Source organism: Streptacidiphilus sp. EB103A, assembly GCF_041261405.1.
Lineage (GTDB): Bacteria > Actinomycetota > Actinomycetes > Streptomycetales > Streptomycetaceae > Streptacidiphilus.
On record NZ_JBGCAQ010000002.1, the window covers coordinates 89,406 to 107,608 of the forward strand.

At 72.2% G+C, this 18,203-nt stretch carries 4 protein-coding genes; 2 read left to right on the forward strand and 2 right to left on the reverse strand.

What is annotated here, in order from left to right; translation table 11 throughout:
• Positions 1 to 13 precede the first annotated feature (13 nt).
• Both ABH941_RS03925 and ABH941_RS03930 read left to right on the forward strand, forming a co-directional pair.
• The gene (locus tag ABH941_RS03925; protein WP_370127132.1) at positions 14 to 14,956 is read left to right on the forward strand and encodes a type I polyketide synthase; all 14,943 of its coding nucleotides are present in this window, start codon (positions 14 to 16) and stop codon (positions 14,954 to 14,956) included.
• A 37-nt stretch (positions 14,957 to 14,993) separates the two neighbouring features.
• Entirely contained in the window at positions 14,994 to 15,977 is a 984-nt protein-coding gene (locus ABH941_RS03930) for a Gfo/Idh/MocA family protein (protein WP_370127133.1), read from the forward strand.
• 63 nt (positions 15,978 to 16,040) lie between these two features.
• On the opposite strand, the gene ABH941_RS03935 is transcribed toward ABH941_RS03930, so the two are convergent.
• The gene (locus ABH941_RS03935) at positions 16,041 to 17,180 is read right to left on the reverse strand and encodes an ABC transporter permease (protein ID WP_370127134.1); all 1,140 of its coding nucleotides are present in this window, start codon (positions 17,178 to 17,180) and stop codon (positions 16,041 to 16,043) included.
• Positions 17,177 to 18,094, reverse strand: coding sequence for an ATP-binding cassette domain-containing protein (locus ABH941_RS03940; RefSeq protein ID WP_370127135.1), 918 nt, complete (start codon positions 18,092 to 18,094; stop codon positions 17,177 to 17,179). Before ABH941_RS03940 ends, ABH941_RS03935 begins: the two co-directional genes overlap by 4 nt.
• Positions 18,095 to 18,203 lie beyond the last annotated feature (109 nt).

Below are 18,203 nucleotides of genomic sequence, written 5' to 3' on the forward strand. Positions count from 1 at the left end.
CTGATGACGTTTCATGGCTAACGAGGACAAGCTCCGCGATTACCTCAAGCTCGTCACGGCGGATCTCCAGCAGACCCGACGGCGTCTCCAGGACGTGGAGGCCCGGCAGCTTGAGCCGATCGCCATCGTCTCGATGAGCTGCCGCTTCCCCGGCGGCGTCCGTACGCCCGAAGAGCTGTGGACCATGCTCTCGGAGGGCGTCGACACGGTCTCGGGGCTGCCGGTCAACCGCGGTTGGGACATCGAGAAGCTCTACGACGCGGATCCGGAGCACCTCGGCACCACCTACACCCGCGAGGGTGCGTTCATCTACGACGCCGACCAGTTCGACCCGGCGTTCTTCGGGATCTCGCCGCGCGAGGCGGTGGCGATGGATCCGCAGCAGCGGCTGCTGCTGGAGACCTCGTGGGAGGCGCTGGAGCGGGCCGGCATCGACCCGGCGCGGCTGCGTGGCGCACAGGCAGGCGTGTTCGTGGGCAGCAGCAACCAGGGCTACGGAGCTGCGGTGGAGTCGGCGCCGGACGGCGTCGAGGGGCATCTGCTGACCGGTGGTTCGGGCGCGGTCCTGTCCGGGCGCCTCTCCTACACACTGGGGTTCGAGGGACCGGCCGTCACCATCGACACGATGTGCTCGTCGTCGCTGGTCGCCCTGCACCTCGCGGTGCAGTCGCTGCGCCGCGACGAGTGCACGATGGCGCTGGCCGCCGGTGCCACGGTGATGGCCAGCCCGCGCAACTTCGTGGAGTTCAGTCGGCAGCGGGGGTTGGCTGCTGATGGGCGTTGTAAGCCGTTTGCGGCCGGTGCGGACGGCACCGGTTGGGGCGAGGGTGTGGGTGTTCTGCTTCTGGAGCGGTTGTCGGATGCGCGGCGGAACGGGCATCCGGTGTTGGCGGTGGTTCGTGGGACGGCGATCAATCAGGATGGTGCGAGTAATGGGTTGACGGCGCCGAATGGTCCGGCGCAGGAGCGGGTGATTCGGCAGGCGTTGGCGAATGCGCGGTTGACGCCTGAGCTGGTGGATGCGGTGGAGGCGCACGGCACCGGTACGAAGCTGGGTGACCCGATCGAGGCGCAGGCGTTGCTTGCGACGTATGGTCAGGATCGTTCGGTGGGGCGGCCGTTGTGGTTGGGGTCGTTGAAGTCGAATGTGGGTCATACCCAGGCGGCGTCGGGTGTGTCGGGTGTGATCAAGATGGTGTTGGCGATGCAGCACGGGGTGTTGCCTCGTACGTTGCATGTGGATGAGCCCACCCCGCATGTGGACTGGTCGTCGGGTGCGGTGTCGCTGCTGACCGAGGAGCAGGAGTGGCCCGAGACGGGCCGCCCGCGCCGGGCAGCAGTCTCGTCGTTCGGCGGCAGCGGTACCAACGCGCATGCGGTGCTGGAGCAGGCGCCGCAAGTCGAGGACATTGAGCCGGACGACGTCCCGGTCGCCGAGCAGTCGGTGCTGCGGTCCGTGGAGAGCGGGTTGCTGCCGTGGGTGGTGTCGGGGCGTGGTGCGGGGGCGTTGCGGGAGCAGGCGGAGCGGTTGCGGGGGCATGTGGAGTCGCGTCCGGGGTTGGAGCCGGCGCGGGTGGCTTGGTCGTTGGCGGATACCCGGGCGTCGTTCGAGCATCGGGCGGTGGTGCTTGGGTCGGACCGTGAGTCGTTGCTGCGGGGTTTGAGTGCGGTGGCGGCCGGTCGGCCGGGGGCGGGTGTGGTGAGCGGGAGTGTCGCCGAGGGTGCTGGTGACGGTGTGGTGTTCGTCTTCCCGGGTCAGGGTGCGCAGTGGGTGGGGATGGGTCGGGAGTTGCTGGAGTCCTCGCCTGTGTTCCGTGGGCGGATGGAGGAGTGTGCGGCGGCGTTGGCGCCGTTTGTGGACTGGAGCCTGTTGGATGTGCTTGATGATGAGGTGGCGTTGGGGCGTGTGGATGTGGTGCAGCCGGTGTCGTGGGCGGTGATGGTGTCGTTGGCGGCGTTGTGGTGTTCGGTGGGTGTGGTGCCTGCTGCGGTGGTGGGTCATTCGCAGGGTGAGATTGCGGCTGCGGTGGTGGCTGGTGGGTTGTCGTTGGTGGATGGTGCGCGGGTGGTGGCGTTGCGGTCGCGGGCGATTCGGGCGATCGCGGGTCGGGGCGGGATGGTCTGGGTCGGGTTGGGCCTGGACAAGGTGGAGGAGGTGCTGGGCCGTTGGGAGGGTCGGGTCTCGGTGGCGGCGGTGAACGGTCCGGGTTCGGTGGTGGTGGCGGGTGACGGGGACGCGTTGGACGAGTTCGTGGCCTGGGGTGAGGCGGAGGAGATCCGGGTTCGTCGGGTGCCGGTGGATTACGCGTCGCATACGGTGCATGTGGAGGAGATCGAGGGGGAGTTGGCGCAGGCGCTGGCGGAGGTGGTGCCGGTGTCGGGTTCGGTGCCGTTCTTCTCCACCGTCCAGGCGGAGTTGGTGGACACCGCGTTGTTGGACGGCGGGTACTGGTACCGGAATCTGCGGCAGCGGGTGCGGTTCGAGGAGGCGGTGCGTGCGCTGCATGCCGAGGGCCATGGGGTGTTCGTGGAGGTCAGCTCGCACCCCGTGCTGACGGTTGCGGTGCAGGAGACCCTGGAGAGTTCCGGCGACGTGGTGGTCGGTGGCACGTTGCGGCGGGACGAGGGCGGTGCGGCCCGGTTCCTGACCTCCCTGGCGGAGTTGCATGTGCGCGGGGTGGCCGTGGACTGGTCTGCCCTGCTGGGGCAGGGCGAGTCGGTGGATCTGCCGACCTACGCCTTCCAACGCGAGCGCTACTGGCTGGAGGTGCCGAAGACAGAGTCCGCTGCGGCGGCCGAGGACCCCACCGACGTCGCCTTCTGGGACGCCGTCGAACGTGAGGACCTCGAAGCCCTCACCACGACCCTCCACCTCGACGCCGACAGCTCCGAGACCTTCGGCGGCAGTGCACTGCCCGCGCTCTCCGCCTGGCGTCGCGGCCGTCGCGCGACCTCGACCATCGACTCCTGGCGCTACCGCATCACCTGGCGCCCGATGGCGGACCGCTCCGCCACCACCCTGAGCGGCACCTGGCTCGTGGCCCTGCCCGCCGGCCAGGCCGGGTCCGCTCTGGCGACCGCCTGCCTCGATGGACTGGCCGCCCACGGCGCCCATGTCCTGCCGCTGGTGATCGGCGAGGCGGACGCCGATCGCACCCGCCTCGCCGTACTGCTGGACGAGGCCGCCGAGCACGGCGCGGCGCCGTTCAGCGGGATCCTCTCCCTCCTCGCTCTGGACGAGACCCCCTACCCCGCCCGTCCGGATCTCCCCACCGGCGTCGTCGCCGGTCTCGCTCTCGTCCAGGCGCTCGCCGACACCGGGATGCGGGCCCCGCTGTGGCTGGCCACCAGCGGCGCGGTCACCACCGGCAGCTCCGACCCGATGCGGAGCCCGCTGCAGAACGCCACCTGGGGGATGGGCCGCGTCGAGGCGCTGGAGCACCCCGAGCGCTGGGGCGGTCTCGTCGACCTGCCCGAGACGCTGGACGCCCGCGCGCTCTCCCGGCTGTGCGGGGTCCTCGCGGACGCGCAGGAGGAGGACCAGATCGCGGTCCGCTCCGCCGGAGTGATGATGCGTCGACTGGTGCGCGCCCCCTTGGGCAACACGACCGCCGACCGGACCTGGACCTCCCGTGGCATCGCCCTGGTGACCGGCGGAACCGGTGGACTGGGCGCCCACACGGCCCGCTGGCTGGTCCGCAACGGCACGGAACATGTGGTGCTGCTCAGCCGCCGAGGCTCCGACGCCCCGGGCGCGGCGGAGTTGACCGCCGAGCTGACCGGGCTCGGCGCCCGCGTCACGATCGCCTCCTGCGACATCACCGACCGTGCGGCGCTGGAGGAACTGGTCGCCCGGATCGAGTCCGGGGGCGACCGGATCCGCACCGTCGTGCACACCGCCGGCGTGGGCATCCTGATTCCGCTGGCCGACACCGACCTCACCGAGTTCGCGGAGGGGGCGCGCGCCAAGATGGTCGGCGTCGCGAACCTCGACGCCGTCTTCGACGACGACCGGCTGGACGCCTTCGTCATCTTCTCCTCCGTCGCCGGCCTGTGGGGCAGCGGTGACCACGGTGCCTACGCCGCCGCCAACGCCTACGCCGACGCGGTCGCGGAACACCGGCAGGCCCGCGGCCTCGCGGGTACGTCGATCGCCTGGGGCATCTGGAGCGAAGAGGGCGGCGGCATGGCCCTCGCCATCGTCGAGGAGCAACTGCGCTGGCGCGGAATCCCGTTCATGGACCCCAAGCTCGCCGTCGCCGCCATGCAGCAGGTTCTCGACCACGATGAGACTTTCGTCGCGGTCGCCGACATCGACTGGGACCGCTTCATCCCCGTCTTCGCCGCGCTGCGCAAGCGCCCGCTGTTCGGTGAGGTGCCGGAGGTCGCGGAGATCCTGCGGACCGAGGAGCAGGCCAAGCAGAAGGCGCCGGCCACCGAGGCGCTCTCCCTGGTCACCAGGCTCGGCAGCCTGGCCGACGGCGAGCGGGACCAGGCCCTGGTGGACCTGGTCCGGGCCACCGTGGCGGCGACGCTCGGCCACAGCAACCCTGGCACCGTCGAACTGATGCGCGCCTTCCGTGAGTTGGGCTTTGACTCGCTGACCTCGGTGGAGCTGCGCAACCGCCTGAACACCGCGACCGGTCTGCGGTTGCCCGCGACGGTCATCTTCGACCACCCCACCGTCACCTCCCTCGCGCGCCACCTCGGAGACGAACTGCTCGGCGAGCGTGCCGTGGCGACGCGACCGGAAGCGGCGCCGGTTGTGGCGGCGGCCGACGACGATCCGATCGCGATCGTCGCGATGAGCTGCCGCTACCCCGGTGACATCCGCACCCCGGAGGACCTGTGGCGGATCGTCGCCGAGGGCCGCGACGTGATCTCCGGCTTCCCGGACAACCGGGGCTGGCGCCTGGACGAGCTGTTCCACCCCGACACCGACCGTGAGGGCACCGTCAACACCCGCGAGGGCGGATTTGTCCACGACGCGGCCGACTTCGACCCGGCGTTCTTCGGGATCTCGCCGCGTGAGGCCGTCGCCATGGACCCGCAGCAGCGAATCCTGCTTGAGGCGTCCTGGGAGGCGTTCGAGCGGGCCGGCATTCGCGCCGACGCGGTGCGCGGGACCCGTACCGGGGTGTTCATCGGCGGAGCCAACCAGGGCTTCGGCGGCATGGACAACCTCCCCGAGGGTGTCGAGGGGCATATCGTCACCGGAAGCGTGACCAGCGTCCTGTCCGGCCGTATCGCCTACACCCTGGGCCTGGAGGGTCCGGCGATCACCGTGGACACGGCGTGCTCGTCGTCGCTGGTGGCCCTGCACATGGCGATCCAGTCGCTGCGCTCGGGCGAGTGCTCGATGGCGCTGGCCGGCGGTGTCGCGATCATGGTGGAGCCGATCGGTTTTGTCGGCTTCGCCCGCACGGGCGGTATCGCGACGGACGGCCGTTCCAAGGCGTTCGCTGAAGCCGCGGACGGGATGGGGCTCTCCGAGGGCGCCGGCTTGCTGCTGATCGAGCGCCTGTCGGACGCACGGCGGAACGGGCATCCGGTGCTCGCGGTGGTCCGTGGGACGGCGCTCAACCAGGACGGCGCGAGCAACGGCCTGAGCGCCCCGAGCGGACCCGCGCAGCAGCGGGTGATCCGTCAGGCGCTCGTCAACGCCGGGCTGTCGTCGGCGGATGTGGACGTGGTGGAGGCGCACGGCACTGGTACGAAGCTCGGTGACCCGATCGAGGCGCAGGCGCTGCTGGCGACCTACGGTCAGGACCGGCCTGCGGAGCAGCCGTTGTGGCTCGGATCGGTCAAGTCCAACATCGGTCACTCGCAGGCTGCTTCGGGCGTCGCGGGCGTGATGAAGATGGTGCTGGCGATGCAGCACGGTCTGCTGCCGCAGACGCTGCATGTGGATGCGCCGTCCTCCTACGTGGACTGGTCGTCGGGTGCGGTGTCGCTGCTGACCGAGGAGCAGGAGTGGCCGGAGACGGGGCGTCCGCGTCGGGCTGGGGTGTCGTCGTTCGGTGTGAGTGGGACGAACGCGCATGTGGTGTTGGAGCAGGCGCCGGAGTTGGTTGAGTCGTCGGCCGTTCCTGAGGGTGACGGCGTGCTGGGGTTGTCGGTGGTTCCGTGGGTGGTGTCGGGGCGGACGCCGGGGGCGTTGCGGGAGCAGGCGGAGCGGTTGCGGGCGCATGTGGAGGCGCATGGTGGGTTGGGGCCGGTGGGGGTGGGGCGGTCGTTGGTGGGGTCGCGGGCGTTGTTTGAGCATCGGGCGGTGGTGTTGGGGTCGGATCGTGAGTCGTTGCTGAAGGGGTTGGAGTCGCTGGGGGCCGGTGAGGTGGCTCCGGGTGTGGTGCGTGGTGTGGCGGGTGCTGCGGGTGGCGTGGTGTTCGTCTTCCCAGGTCAGGGTGCGCAGTGGGTGGGGATGGGTCGGGAGTTGCTGGAGTCCTCTCCCGTCTTCCGTGCGCGGATGGAGGAGTGTGCGGCGGCGTTGGCGCCGTTCGTGGACTGGAGCCTGCTGGATGTCCTTGACGATGAGGTGGCGTTGGGTCGCGTCGATGTGGTGCAGCCGGTGTCGTGGGCGGTGATGGTGTCGTTGGCGGCACTGTGGCGGTCGGTGGGTGTGGTGCCGGCTGCGGTGGTGGGGCACTCGCAGGGGGAGATCGCGGCCGCCGTGGTCAGTGGTGGGTTGTCGTTGGTGGATGGTGCGCGGGTGGTGGCGTTGCGGTCGCGGGCCATTCGGGCGATCGCGGGTCGCGGCGGGATGGTGTGGGTGGCGCTGAGTCTGGAGCGCGTTGAGGAGGTGCTCGACCGTTGGGAGGGCCGGGTCTCGGTGGCGGCAGTGAACGGCCCCGGTTCGGTCGTGGTGGCGGGCGACGGGGACGCGTTGGACGAGTTCGTGGCCTGGGGCGAGGCGGAGGAGATCCGGGTTCGTCGGGTGCCGGTGGACTACGCGTCGCACACGGTGCATGTGGAGGAGATCGAGGGGGAGTTGGCGCAGGCACTGGCGGAGGTCGCGCCGGTGTCGGGGTCGGTGCCGTTCTTTTCGACGCTGCACGCGGAGCTGGTGGACACCGCGTCCCTGGACGGCGGCTACTGGTACCGCAATCTGCGGCAGCGGGTGCGGTTCGAGGAGGCGGTCCGCGCCCTGCATGCCGAGGGCCACGGCGTGTTCGTGGAGGTCAGCTCGCATCCGGTGCTGACGGTCGCGGTGCAGGAGACCCTGGAGGCTGCCGGTGACGACGTGGTGGTCGGTGGCACGCTGCGCCGGGACGAGGGCGGCGCGGCCCGGTTCCTGACCTCCCTGGCCGAGTTGAACGTACGCGGGGTGGCCGTGGACTGGGCTGCGCTGCTGGGTGCGGGCGAGTCGGTGGATCTGCCGACCTACGCCTTCCAACGCGAGCGCTACTGGCTGGAGCGGACCGGCGACGGATCCGTCTCCCACCACGCCCTGAACCCGCAGAACGAGTTCGACGCCCGCTTCTGGGACGCCGTCGAACGCGAGGACCTCGAAGCCCTCACCGAGACGCTCCAGCTCGACCGGCAGGAGTCGCTCGGCGAGCTCATCCCCACGCTGGCGAACTGGCGCCGGGGACAGCTGGCCCGCTCCGCCGTCGACGACTGGCGCTACACCGTCTCCTGGAAGCCGGTCACCGGCTCCACCTCGCCCACGTCCCTCGCGGGCACCTGGCTGCTTGCCGTGCCCCACGGCCACGCCGACTCCGCCACGGTTGCCGAGACCGCCCAGGCCCTCTCCGCACACGGTGCCGACGTGGTGACCGTCGAACTCGGCGGGGCCGGCAGCGATCGCGGCGCGGTCGCCGGACTCCTGACCGCTGCCCTGATCGCCGCCGCCACGGCGCCGGATTCCGTCAGCGGCGTGCTGTCCCTGCTCGCCCTCGACGAGACCCCGCACGCACGCGACACCGCACTGTGCACCGGTCTGGCTCTGAACGTCGCCCTGCTCCAGGGCCTGGGCGACGCCGCCGTCGGCGCCCCGCTGTGGATCGGCACCCGAGGGGCTGTCTCCACCGGCCGCTCGGACCGCCTTGCCGGGCCGGTCCAGGCGCTCGCCTGGGGCTTCGGCCGGATCGCCGCGCTGGAGTACCCGCAGCGTTGGGGCGGCCTGCTCGACCTTCCGGAGACCCTCGACACCCGTGCCGCGTCCCGGCTGGCCGCCGCGCTCTCCGGCAGCACCGGCGAGGACCAGATCGCCCTTCGCGGGTCGGGTCTCTTCGCCCGCAGGCTGGTCCGGGCCACTCCCGCCACGACGTCCGCGCAGCCGTGGACGCCACAGGGCACCGTGCTGATCACCGGCGGCACCGGAGGCGTCGGCGCGCAGGTCGCACGCTGGCTCGCCCGCAACGGCGCCGACCACCTGCTGCTGGCCGGCCGTCGAGGCCCCGACACACCGGGCGTGGCCGAGCTCGAAACCGAACTCACCGCCCTCGGCGCCCGGGTGACCGTCGCGGCCTGCGACGTCGCCGACCGCGACGCGCTGGCGCGACTGCTGTCCGAGGTCCCCGAGACCGAGCCGCTGTCCGCCGTCTTCCATGCCGCCGCCGTCCTCGATGACGGTGTGCTCGACTCGCTGACGCCCGAGCGCGGCGAGACGGTGCTGCGGCCGAAGGTGGCTGCCGCGCAGCATCTGCACGATCTCACCCGCGACCTCGATCTCTCCGCGTTCGTCCTGTTCTCCTCGCTCGCCGGTACTCTCGGCGGCCCGGGCCAGGGCAGTTACGCCGCCGCCAACGCCTTCCTGGACGCCCTGGCCCAGCAGCGCCGCGGAGACGGTCTGCCCGCCACCTCGGTGGCCTGGGGCGCCTGGGGCGGCGGCGGTCTCGCCAGTGGTGACACCGGTGAGCGTCTGGCCCGGGGCGGGATGCCGCCGATGGACCCGGAACTGGCGCTGACCGCCCTTCAGCAGGCCATCGACGCCCGGGACGCGTTCCTCGCCGTGGCCGACGTCCGCTGGACCGAGCACGCCCGCGGCTACACCGCGGGCGGGATCGACCGCGCGCTCGTCGACCTGCCCGAGGTCCGCGCGGCGCAGGCCGTCACGGCGGGCGATGCCGTCAGCGCGCCGGTGGCGGGCGGCTTCGCGGAAGGGCTGGCCGGACTGTCCGCGGAGGAGCAGGACCACACCATCCTCGATCTGGTGCGCTCCCGGGCCGCTGCCGTCCTCGGCTACGCCGGCGCCGACGCGGTCGACGAGAACCGGGCCTTCCGCGACCTGGGCTTCGACTCCCTGACCTCGGTCGAACTGCGCAACCGCCTCTCCGAGGCCACCGGCCTGCGGCTGCCGGTGACGCTGGTCTTCGACCACCCCACCGCCACCGCCATGGCCCGGATGCTGCGGGCCGAACTGCTCGGCACCCAGGCCGCTGCCCCGGCCCCGGCCGCACCCGTCGGCGACCCGTTCGCGGCGCAGCACGACCCGGTCGCGATCGTGGCGATGAGCTGCCGTCTTCCCGGCGGAGTCACTACCCCGGAGGAGCTGTGGCAGCTGCTCAGCGAGGGCGGGGACGCGGTCGCGGCACTCCCGAGCGATCGCGGCTGGGACATCGAGGGCCGGTACGACCCGGACCCGGACAAGCCGGGCACCTTCTACGCCCGCGGCGGCGGCTTCCTCTACGAGGCCGACCGGTTCGACCCCGAGTTCTTCGGGATGAGCCCGCGCGAGGCGCTGGCGGTCGACCCGCAGCAGCGGCTGCTGCTGGAGGCGTCCTGGGAGGCGTTCGAGCGGGCCGGTATCGACCCCGGCACGGTGCGCGGCACCCAGGCCGGTGTGTTCATCGGCTCGAACTACCACGACTACGGTTCGCGGTTGCAGCAGGCGCCCGAGGGTTTCGAGGGCTTCCTGGCGACCGGTAGCGCGGGCAGCGTGGCCTCCGGCCGCATCGCCTACACCTTCGGCCTCGAAGGCCCGGCGGTGACCATGGACACCGCGTGCTCCTCCTCCCTGGTGGCGCTGCACATGGCCGCCCAGGCGCTGCGGTCCGGTGAGTGCTCGATGGCGCTGGCGGGCGGCGTGACGGTCATCTCCTCGCTCGACACCTTCATCGAGTTCAGCCGGCAGCGGGCGCTCTCCGCCGACGGACGCTGCAAGGCGTTCTCGGCGGACGCCGACGGCGCCGGCTGGGCCGAGGGTGTCGGCATGCTGCTGCTGGAGCGGCTGTCCGACGCCCGCCGCAACGGTCACCCGGTGCTCGCCGTCCTGGCCGGCTCGGCGGTGAACCAGGACGGTGCGAGCAACGGCCTGACCGCGCCGAGCGGCCCGGCGCAGCAGCGGGTCATCCGCCAGGCGCTGGCGAGCGCGGGCCTGTCCCCGTCGGACGTGGACGCGGTCGAGGCGCACGGCACCGGCACCCGACTGGGTGACCCGATCGAGGCGCAGGCGCTGCTCGCGACCTACGGTCAGAACCGGCCGCAGGAGCGGCCGTTGCTGCTGGGTGCGCTCAAGTCCAACATCGGCCACACCCAGGCGGCCTCCGGTGTGGCCGGGGTGATCAAGATGGTGCTGGCCCTGGGCCACGGCGAACTGCCGCGCACCCTGCACGCCGAGCAGCCCTCGACGGAGATCGACTGGTCCGACGGCTCGGTCACCCTGCTCGGCGAGTCGACGCCTTGGCCGGAGACCGGGCGTCCGCGCCGGGGCGCCGTGTCCGCCTTCGGTATCAGCGGGACCAACGCGCATGTGATCCTCGAACAGGTCCCCGCCCAGGTGCCCGCAATGGAGGACGGGCAGTCGGCACCGCAGCCCGTGGGCACGGACCTGGTGCCGTGGGTGCTGTCCGGCCGGACCGACGAGGCGCTGCGGCAGCAGGCCGCGCGCCTGGCCGGGCATCTCGCCCGGCGTCCGGACGACACCCCCGCCGACATCGCCTACTCGCTCGCCACCGGCCGCGCCGCCTTTGAGCACCGTGCCGCCGTGGTCGGCGCCGACCGCGCCGGGCTGATCGCCGCGCTGACCGCGCTGGCGGAGGACCGCGACGCGCCGGGCCTGCTCCGGGGCAACGGCCGCCGCCGGAGCCGGACGGCCTTCCTGTTCAGCGGCCAGGGGAGCCAGCGCCCGGAGATGGGCCGGGAACTGTACGAGGCCTTCCCGGTCTTCGCGGACGCGCTGGACGCGGTCTGCGCGCAGCTGGACGCGGAACTCGAACGACCGCTGCGCGACGTGATGTTCGCCCCGGCGGGCACCCCGGAGGCAGAGCTGCTGAACCGGACCGCCTGCGCCCAGGCCGGGTTGTTCGCCATCGAGGTGGCGCTGTTCCGGCTGCTGGAGAGCTGGGGTCTGCGTCCGGACGCGCTGCTGGGCCACTCGATCGGCGAACTGGCCGCCGCCCATGTGGCCGGCGTGCTGAGCCTGCCGGACGCCTGCCGCCTGGTCGGCGCGCGCGGCCGGCTGATGCAGGCGCTGCCGAACGGCGGGGCCATGCTCTCGATCGAGGCCTCCGAGCAGGAGGTCGCCGAATCGCTGCTGCCCCACGGCGACGCGGTGGTGGCGCTGGCCGCCGTCAACGGCCCGACCTCGGTGGTCGTGTCCGGTGACGAGTCGGTGGTGGAGCAGCTCGCGGAGCTCTGGCGGGCAGCGGGCCGCAGGACCAAGCGGCTGCGGGTCTCGCACGCCTTCCACTCCCCGTACATGGACGCGATGCTCGACGACTTCGAGCAGGTCGCCCGCGGCCTCACCTTCGCTCCGCCGCGCATTCCGGTGGTCTCCGACGTCACCGGCCGCCCGGCCGTGCCCGGCGAGCTCGAAGCGCCGGAGTACTGGGTGCGCCACGTCCGTGAGGCGGTCCGCTTCGCCGACGGCGTGCGGGCCCTGGAGGCCGACGGCATCACCGCCTTCGTCGAGCTCGGCCCGGACGGCGTGCTGACCGCCATGGCCCAGGACTGCCTGGAGCAGCCCGAGGGCGTGGTGCTGACCCCGTTGCTGCGCCGCGACCGGGCCGAGGCGGACGCGCTGACCACGGCGGTGGCCGCGCTGCATGTGCACGGCACCGGACCTGACTGGCAGGCCTTCCTGGCCGGCCGCTCCGCCCGCCGGGTCGATCTGCCCACCTACGCCTTCCAGCGCCGCCGCTACTGGCTCGACGCGACCTCGGGCGCCGTCGACCTCGCCTCGGCCGGTCTCGCCGCCTCGGACCACCCGCTGCTGAGCGCGGCCACCCCGCTGGCCGGCCAGGACGGTTTCCTGCTCACCGGGCGGCTGTCACTGAAGGGCCTGCCCTGGCTCGGCGACCATGTCGTGTCGGGTGTGGCGCTGTTCCCCGGGACGTCCTTCCTGGAACTGGCCCTGCTGGCGGCGGACCGCGTCGACTGCGGAGCGGTGGAGGAGCTCACCCTGGAGGCGCCGCTGCTGCTCCCGGAGCACGGTGCGGTGCAGCTGCAGGTCACCGTCGAGGCGCCGGACGCAGCGGGCGCACGCGCCCTGGCCGTCCACTCCCGTCCCGAGGGCGCCGATGCCGAGGCTGGCGTCTGGACCCGGCACGCCGTCGGTGTGCTGGTGCCCGAAGCGGCCCCGGCAGGCTTCCAGTTGACGCAGTGGCCGCCGGCCGGCGCCGAGTCCGTACCGGTCGACGACCTGTATCAGCGCTTCGCGGCCAACGGCTTCGCCTACGGCCCCACCTTCCAGGGGCTCACCGCCGCGTGGCGGCTGGGCGAGGACGTCTACGCCGAGGTGGACCTGCCCGAGGAGGCCCAGGCCGACGCCGTCCGGTACGGGCTGCACCCGGCACTGCTGGACGCCGCCCTGCACACGGTCGGCCTCGCCGACGGCAGCGCGTCCGGCGCGGGACTGCTCCCCTTCAGCTGGTCCGGCGCGCGGCTGCACGCGCCGGGCGCCGGAGCGCTGCGGGTGCGGCTCGCCCCGGCCGGGGAGCACGCGTTCACCGTCCAGGTCGCCGACCCGGCCGGCCAACCAGTGGCCACCGTCGACACTCTGACGCTGCGTCCAGTGCCGGTCGACCACCTCAAGGAGGCGCAGGCCGCACCTTCGGCGACCCCCGGATCGCTGTACCGGGTGGACTGGACGGCCGCGCCGGCGGCGGACGGGCAGCACCCGGTCGCCTCCTGGGCGGTGCTGGACCCGGATCAGGCGCCGGCTGCCACCCTGCGGGCGACCGGTGCCCGGGTCGAGCAGCACGCGGACCTCGCCGCCCTGGCCGCGGCCGTCGCCGCCGGAGCGCCGCTCCCGGACGCCGTCCTGGCCCATGTCCCCAGCGGCGATCGCGCGTTGCCGGTCGGCGCGGATACCGCGGCCGACCTGCGGACCGCCACCCACCATGCGCTGGACCTGGTCCGCGGCTGGCTGGCCGGCCCGGAATTCCAGTCCTCCCGACTGATTCTGACGACCCGTCATGCGATGGTCGCCGCCGACGGCGACACCTCGCCGGACCTGGCCGCCGCGGCGGTCTGGGGCCTGGTGCGCGCCGCGCAGTCGGAGAACCCCGACCGGTTCGTCCTGATCGACCTGGACGATCAGCCGGACTCCTACCGCGCGCTGCCCGCCGCAGCGGCCCACGGCGAACCGCAACTGGCGGTGCGCGCAGGCGAACTGCGGGTGCCACGGCTGGCGCGGGCGAGTGCCGCGGTGGACGCCGACAGCGGTGCGCTGCTCGACCCGGACGGCACCGTGCTGATCACCGGGGCCACCGGCGCGCTGGGCAGCCTGCTCGCCCGGCACCTGGTCACCCGGCACGGCGCCAAGCACCTCCTGCTCACCAGCCGCAGCGGCGACGCCGCACCCGGCGCGGCGGAGCTCCGCGCGGAGCTCACCGGTCTCGGCGCGGCTGTCACCATCGCCTCCTGCGACACCGCCGACCGCGAGGCGCTGGTGCGCCTGCTGGCCGACATCCCCGCCGGGTATCCGCTCACCGCCGTCATGCACACCGCCGGCATCCTGGACGACGGCGTCGTCGACGCGCTGACCCCGGAACGCCTGGACCGGGTGCTGCGCCCCAAGGTGGACACCGCGCTGCATCTGCACGAGCTGACCCAGGGCCTGGACCTGGCCGCGTTCGTCCTGTTCTCGTCGCTGGCCGGTACCTTCGGCGGCGTCGGGCAGGCCAACTACGCCGCGGCCAACGCCGGTCTCGACGCGCTCGCGCAGCACCGCAGGGCCCAGGGCCTCGCCGCACACTCCCTGGTCTGGGGACTGTGGGAGCAGCGCAGCACCATGACCGGCAAGCTCGACGAGGCCGACCTGCTGCGGATGGCTCGCGGCGGCGTCACCCCGATGCCCTCGGCCGACGCGCTGGCGCTCTTCGACGCGGCCGTCGCGGACGGCGGGGCCGTGCTCGTCCCGGCCCACCTGGCGCTGGGGGCCTTGCGCTCGCCGACCGGAGAGGTGCCGGCGCTGCTGCGCGGGCTGGTTCGGGCGCCTGCGGCCCGCAGGCGCGCGGCTGCGGTCCTGTCGGCCACGGCAGCTGCTTCCTCGGACCGGCTGAACCTGACCGGCCTCAGCCGCGAGGAGCAGGACGCCGTCCTGCTGGAAGCGGTCAGGGAGCAGGCGGCGGCCGTCCTCGGACACGCCGACGCGTACGCCGTCGACCCCGAGCGCGGCTTCCTGGAGATGGGCTTCGACTCGCTCACCGCGGTCGAGCTGCGCAACCGGCTCAACGCGGCCACCGGGCTGCGGCTGCCGGCCACGCTGCTCTTCGACTACCCGACGCCGCTGGCGATGGCCCGCCACCTGCGGGCCGAGGCCGCGCCGGGGGCGGCGGCGACCCTCGCCCCGGCCCTGGCCGAACTGGACCGCCTCGAAGCCGCCTTCACCGAGGTGGTCGCGGACGAGAGCTCCCGCTCGACGCTGGCGACACGGCTCCAGCGCCTGCTGGCCCTGCTCGAACCCGAGCAGGCGGTGGCGGAGGGCGAGGTCGCTGTCGAGGACCGGCTGGACTCGGCGAGCGACGACGACCTCTTCGACTTCATCGACAGTGAGTTCGGCTCCGCCTGACCTGACCCGACGTCACCAGTCGACCAAAGGACCCGATATGCCCGTACTGAACGTCGGAGTACTCGGCTGCGCCGCCATCGCGCAGCGCAACACGATTCCCGCGCTGGTCGCCGATCCCTCGGTGCGGCTGGTCGCCGTGGCCAGCCGCTCGCGGGAGAAGGCCGAGGCCGTCGCCCAGCGGTTCGGCGCGGAGCCGGTCACCGGCTACGCCGAACTGCTGGACCGGGTGGACATCGACGCGGTCTACATTCCGCTGCCTCCGGCCCTGCACCCCGAATGGGTGGCCAAGGCCTTGGCGGCGGGCAAGCACGTACTGGCGGAGAAGCCGCTGGCCACCAGCCACGCGGAGGCGGCGGAGCTGGTGGCCGCCGCCGAGGCGGGAAACCGGCTGCTGCTGGAGAACTTCGCCTTTCTGCACCACGGCCAGCACGCGACCGTGCAGCGGCTGATCGACGAGGGGGCGGTGGGTGAACCGCGCTCGCTGACCGCCGAGTTCGGCTTCCCGCCGCTGCCTTCGGGCGATATCCGCTACCAGCCCTCGCTCGGCGGCGGGGCACTGCTCGACGCCGGCGTCTACACGCTGCGCGCCGCCAGCCTGTTCCTGGGCCCGGACGTGCGGGTCGAGGGCGCGGCGCTGCGGATGGACCCGACGACCGGCGTCGACATCGGCGGCGCCGCCCTGGTGTCGACGCCGGACGGCCGCACCGGACAGCTGTCCTTCGGCTTCGACCGCTCCTACCGCTGCGCCTACACCATCTGGGGCAGCGAGGGCACGATCACCCTGGAGCGCGCCTTCAGCACCCCCGCCACCCACCGCCCCGTCCTCCGCCTCCAGCGCCAGGACCACGTGGAGGAGCGCACCCTCCCCGCCGAGCACCAGTTCGCCGCCCAGGTGGCCCACTTCGCCCGCAGCATCCTCGAACACCAGGACCCGACACCGGCCGGCCAGGACATCCTCCGCCAGGCAGCCCTGGTCGACGCCGTCCGCTCCCGGGGCGCCCGCGCGCGGTCGGGGGAATAGCACGGCGACCGGCCGGGCCCTGTACGGGGCCCGGCCGGTCGCCGTTGTCGCCGGCCTGGCCGACTACACGTCGTCCCAGCTGAAGAGGCGGAGGCTGACCCCGGTCAGTACCGCTGCGAAGAGCAGCAGTCCGCCCATGGTGGGCAGGGCGTCGCCGATGCCGCCGCCACGGGAGAGGATGTTCTCGCAGGCGGAGACGAAGTAGCGCAGGGGCATCACGTCCGATACTGCCTTCACCCAACCCGGCGCGCCGTCGAGGGAGAAGAAGGAACCGGAGAGGAAGGACATCGGCAGCACGATGAGCTGGGCGACGCCGTTGACCGCCTCCTCGGACTTCGCGACCGAGCCGATCAGCAGACCGATCGACATGAACGAGATGGTGGCGCAGATCACCAGCGGGATCACCAGCCACCAGTTGCCGGTGAGTCGGAGTCCCAGGAACGGGAGGGTGGCCACCGAGAGGAAGATCGCCGTCTGGGTGAGCGACATCACCACGCTGATGCCGATGCGCGAGGTGACCACCGAAGTCACACTCATCGGGGCCAGCCGGATCCGCCGCAGCACTCCCTTGCGCCGCAGCAGCACCATGGTCAGCGCGGTGCTGAAGACCCCGGAGCTGGCAACCGCCCAGCCCAGCAGCCCTGGTGTGAGGTACTGGATGCTCTTGACCGAGTTGTCCTCGACCTGCGTGGCGGCCAGAGTGTAGGTCGGCGGCTTGCCGGTGGCCTCCACGTTGGCGGTCTGGATGACCGACTTGAGGATGCCGTTGACGGTGGCGGCCTTGGTCGGGTCGATGGAGCTGTAGCGGAGCACGAGCGTGTTGCCCGGGCCCTGCTCGATCAGCCCGTCCAGCTTGCCGTCCTTGACCTGCCGCAGCGCGGCGGCCTCGTCGGTCATCCTGGTGATGGTCAGTGCCTTGTCCAGCTGCGTGCGATCGGCGCCGGTCACGCTGTCGAGCATCTGGATGGAGCCGATCTGGGCGATGTTGGAATGCGCGGTCGTCGAGCCCTTGAAGAGGGTGCCGAACAGCAGCAGGAACATCAGCGGGAAGATCAGGAAGAAGAAGACCGCTGCCTTGTCACGAACGAAGAGCAGCCACATCACCCTGGAGAGCTGGGCGTAGGCGCTGGCCTTGTCGTCCTGGCCGTCGTCCTTCTTCCCGGCCGGCTTCTTCCCGGCCACCTCGGTCGATACAGCGCTCACGATCGGTACTCCCGTCCGGTGAGCTGGAGGAAGACATCCTCCAGCGTGGCACCGCGTACTTCCAGGCCGCGGAGCGCACCCTGTTCGGCCAGGATGGACAGGACCGGGGCCGGCAGCTCCGTGGTCACGGACAGCGAGACGCCGTCGTCCTCCACCTTGGCGACGTCGGCACTGGCCGCTGCCAGAAGTTCACGCATCCGCTCCTCGGTGACCAGCCCGGACTCCACGCTCACCCGGACCTTGTCGTCCAGCTCGCGGATCAGCGCCGCCGGCGCGCCGGTCTTGAGGATCTTCCCTCGGTCCATGACCGACACCCGGTCGCAGAGGATCTCCGCCTCGTCGAGGTAGTGCGTGGTCAGGACGATGGTGGTGCCCTCCGAGTTGATGTCGCGCAGCAGGTCCCAGAGGTTGCGGCGGGCCTGGGGATCGAGGCCGGTGGTGGGCTCGTCCAGGAACAGCAGCTCCGGCTGGTGCACGATCGCGCAGGCGATGGACAGGCGGTGCGCCTGGCCGCCGGAGAGCCGCTCGGCCGGCACGGAGCCGAACTCGGTGAGCGCCACCCGCTCCAGCATCGCGTCCGCACGGCGCGGGCCGATGCCGTAGAAGGACGCGAACAGGCGGATGGTCTCGCGGGTGTTGAGGCGCTCGAAGAAGGCCGAGGCCTGGAACTGCACGCCGATCCTCGGCAGCAGCTTCGGGTTGCGCGGCCACGGGTTGAGGCCGAGCAGCTCGATCTGGCCCTCGTCGGGTTCCCGGATGCCTTCGAGGATCTCCAGCGTGGTGGTCTTCCCGGCGCCGTTGGGACCCAGGATGCCGAAGAACTCCCCGGTCTCGACGCTCAGCGACACCCCGTCCACGGCCTGGATGTCCGCGTACCGCTTGCGCACCCCGTCCGCGATGATCGCTGGTGTCATGACGCGCCCGCCCGAGCGAGCGCGGGATGCTCAGAAGCCGCGCGGTGTGGTTGTTGAAGGTGTGTCACTGGGCAATCGCTCTTTCCGTGGTCGGGACGTTCATCCGGCA

Bases quoted from the DNA above. Each gene is read 5' to 3' on its own strand.
- ABH941_RS03925 (WP_370127132.1), top strand. From the start codon at position 14: ATGGCTAACGAGGACAAGCTCCGCGATTACCTCAAGCTCGTCACGGCG.
- ABH941_RS03930 (WP_370127133.1), top strand. From the start codon at position 14,994: ATGCCCGTACTGAACGTCGGAGTACTCGGCTGCGCCGCCATCGCGCAG.
- ABH941_RS03940 (WP_370127135.1), bottom strand. From the start codon at position 18,094: ATGACACCAGCGATCATCGCGGACGGGGTGCGCAAGCGGTACGCGGAC.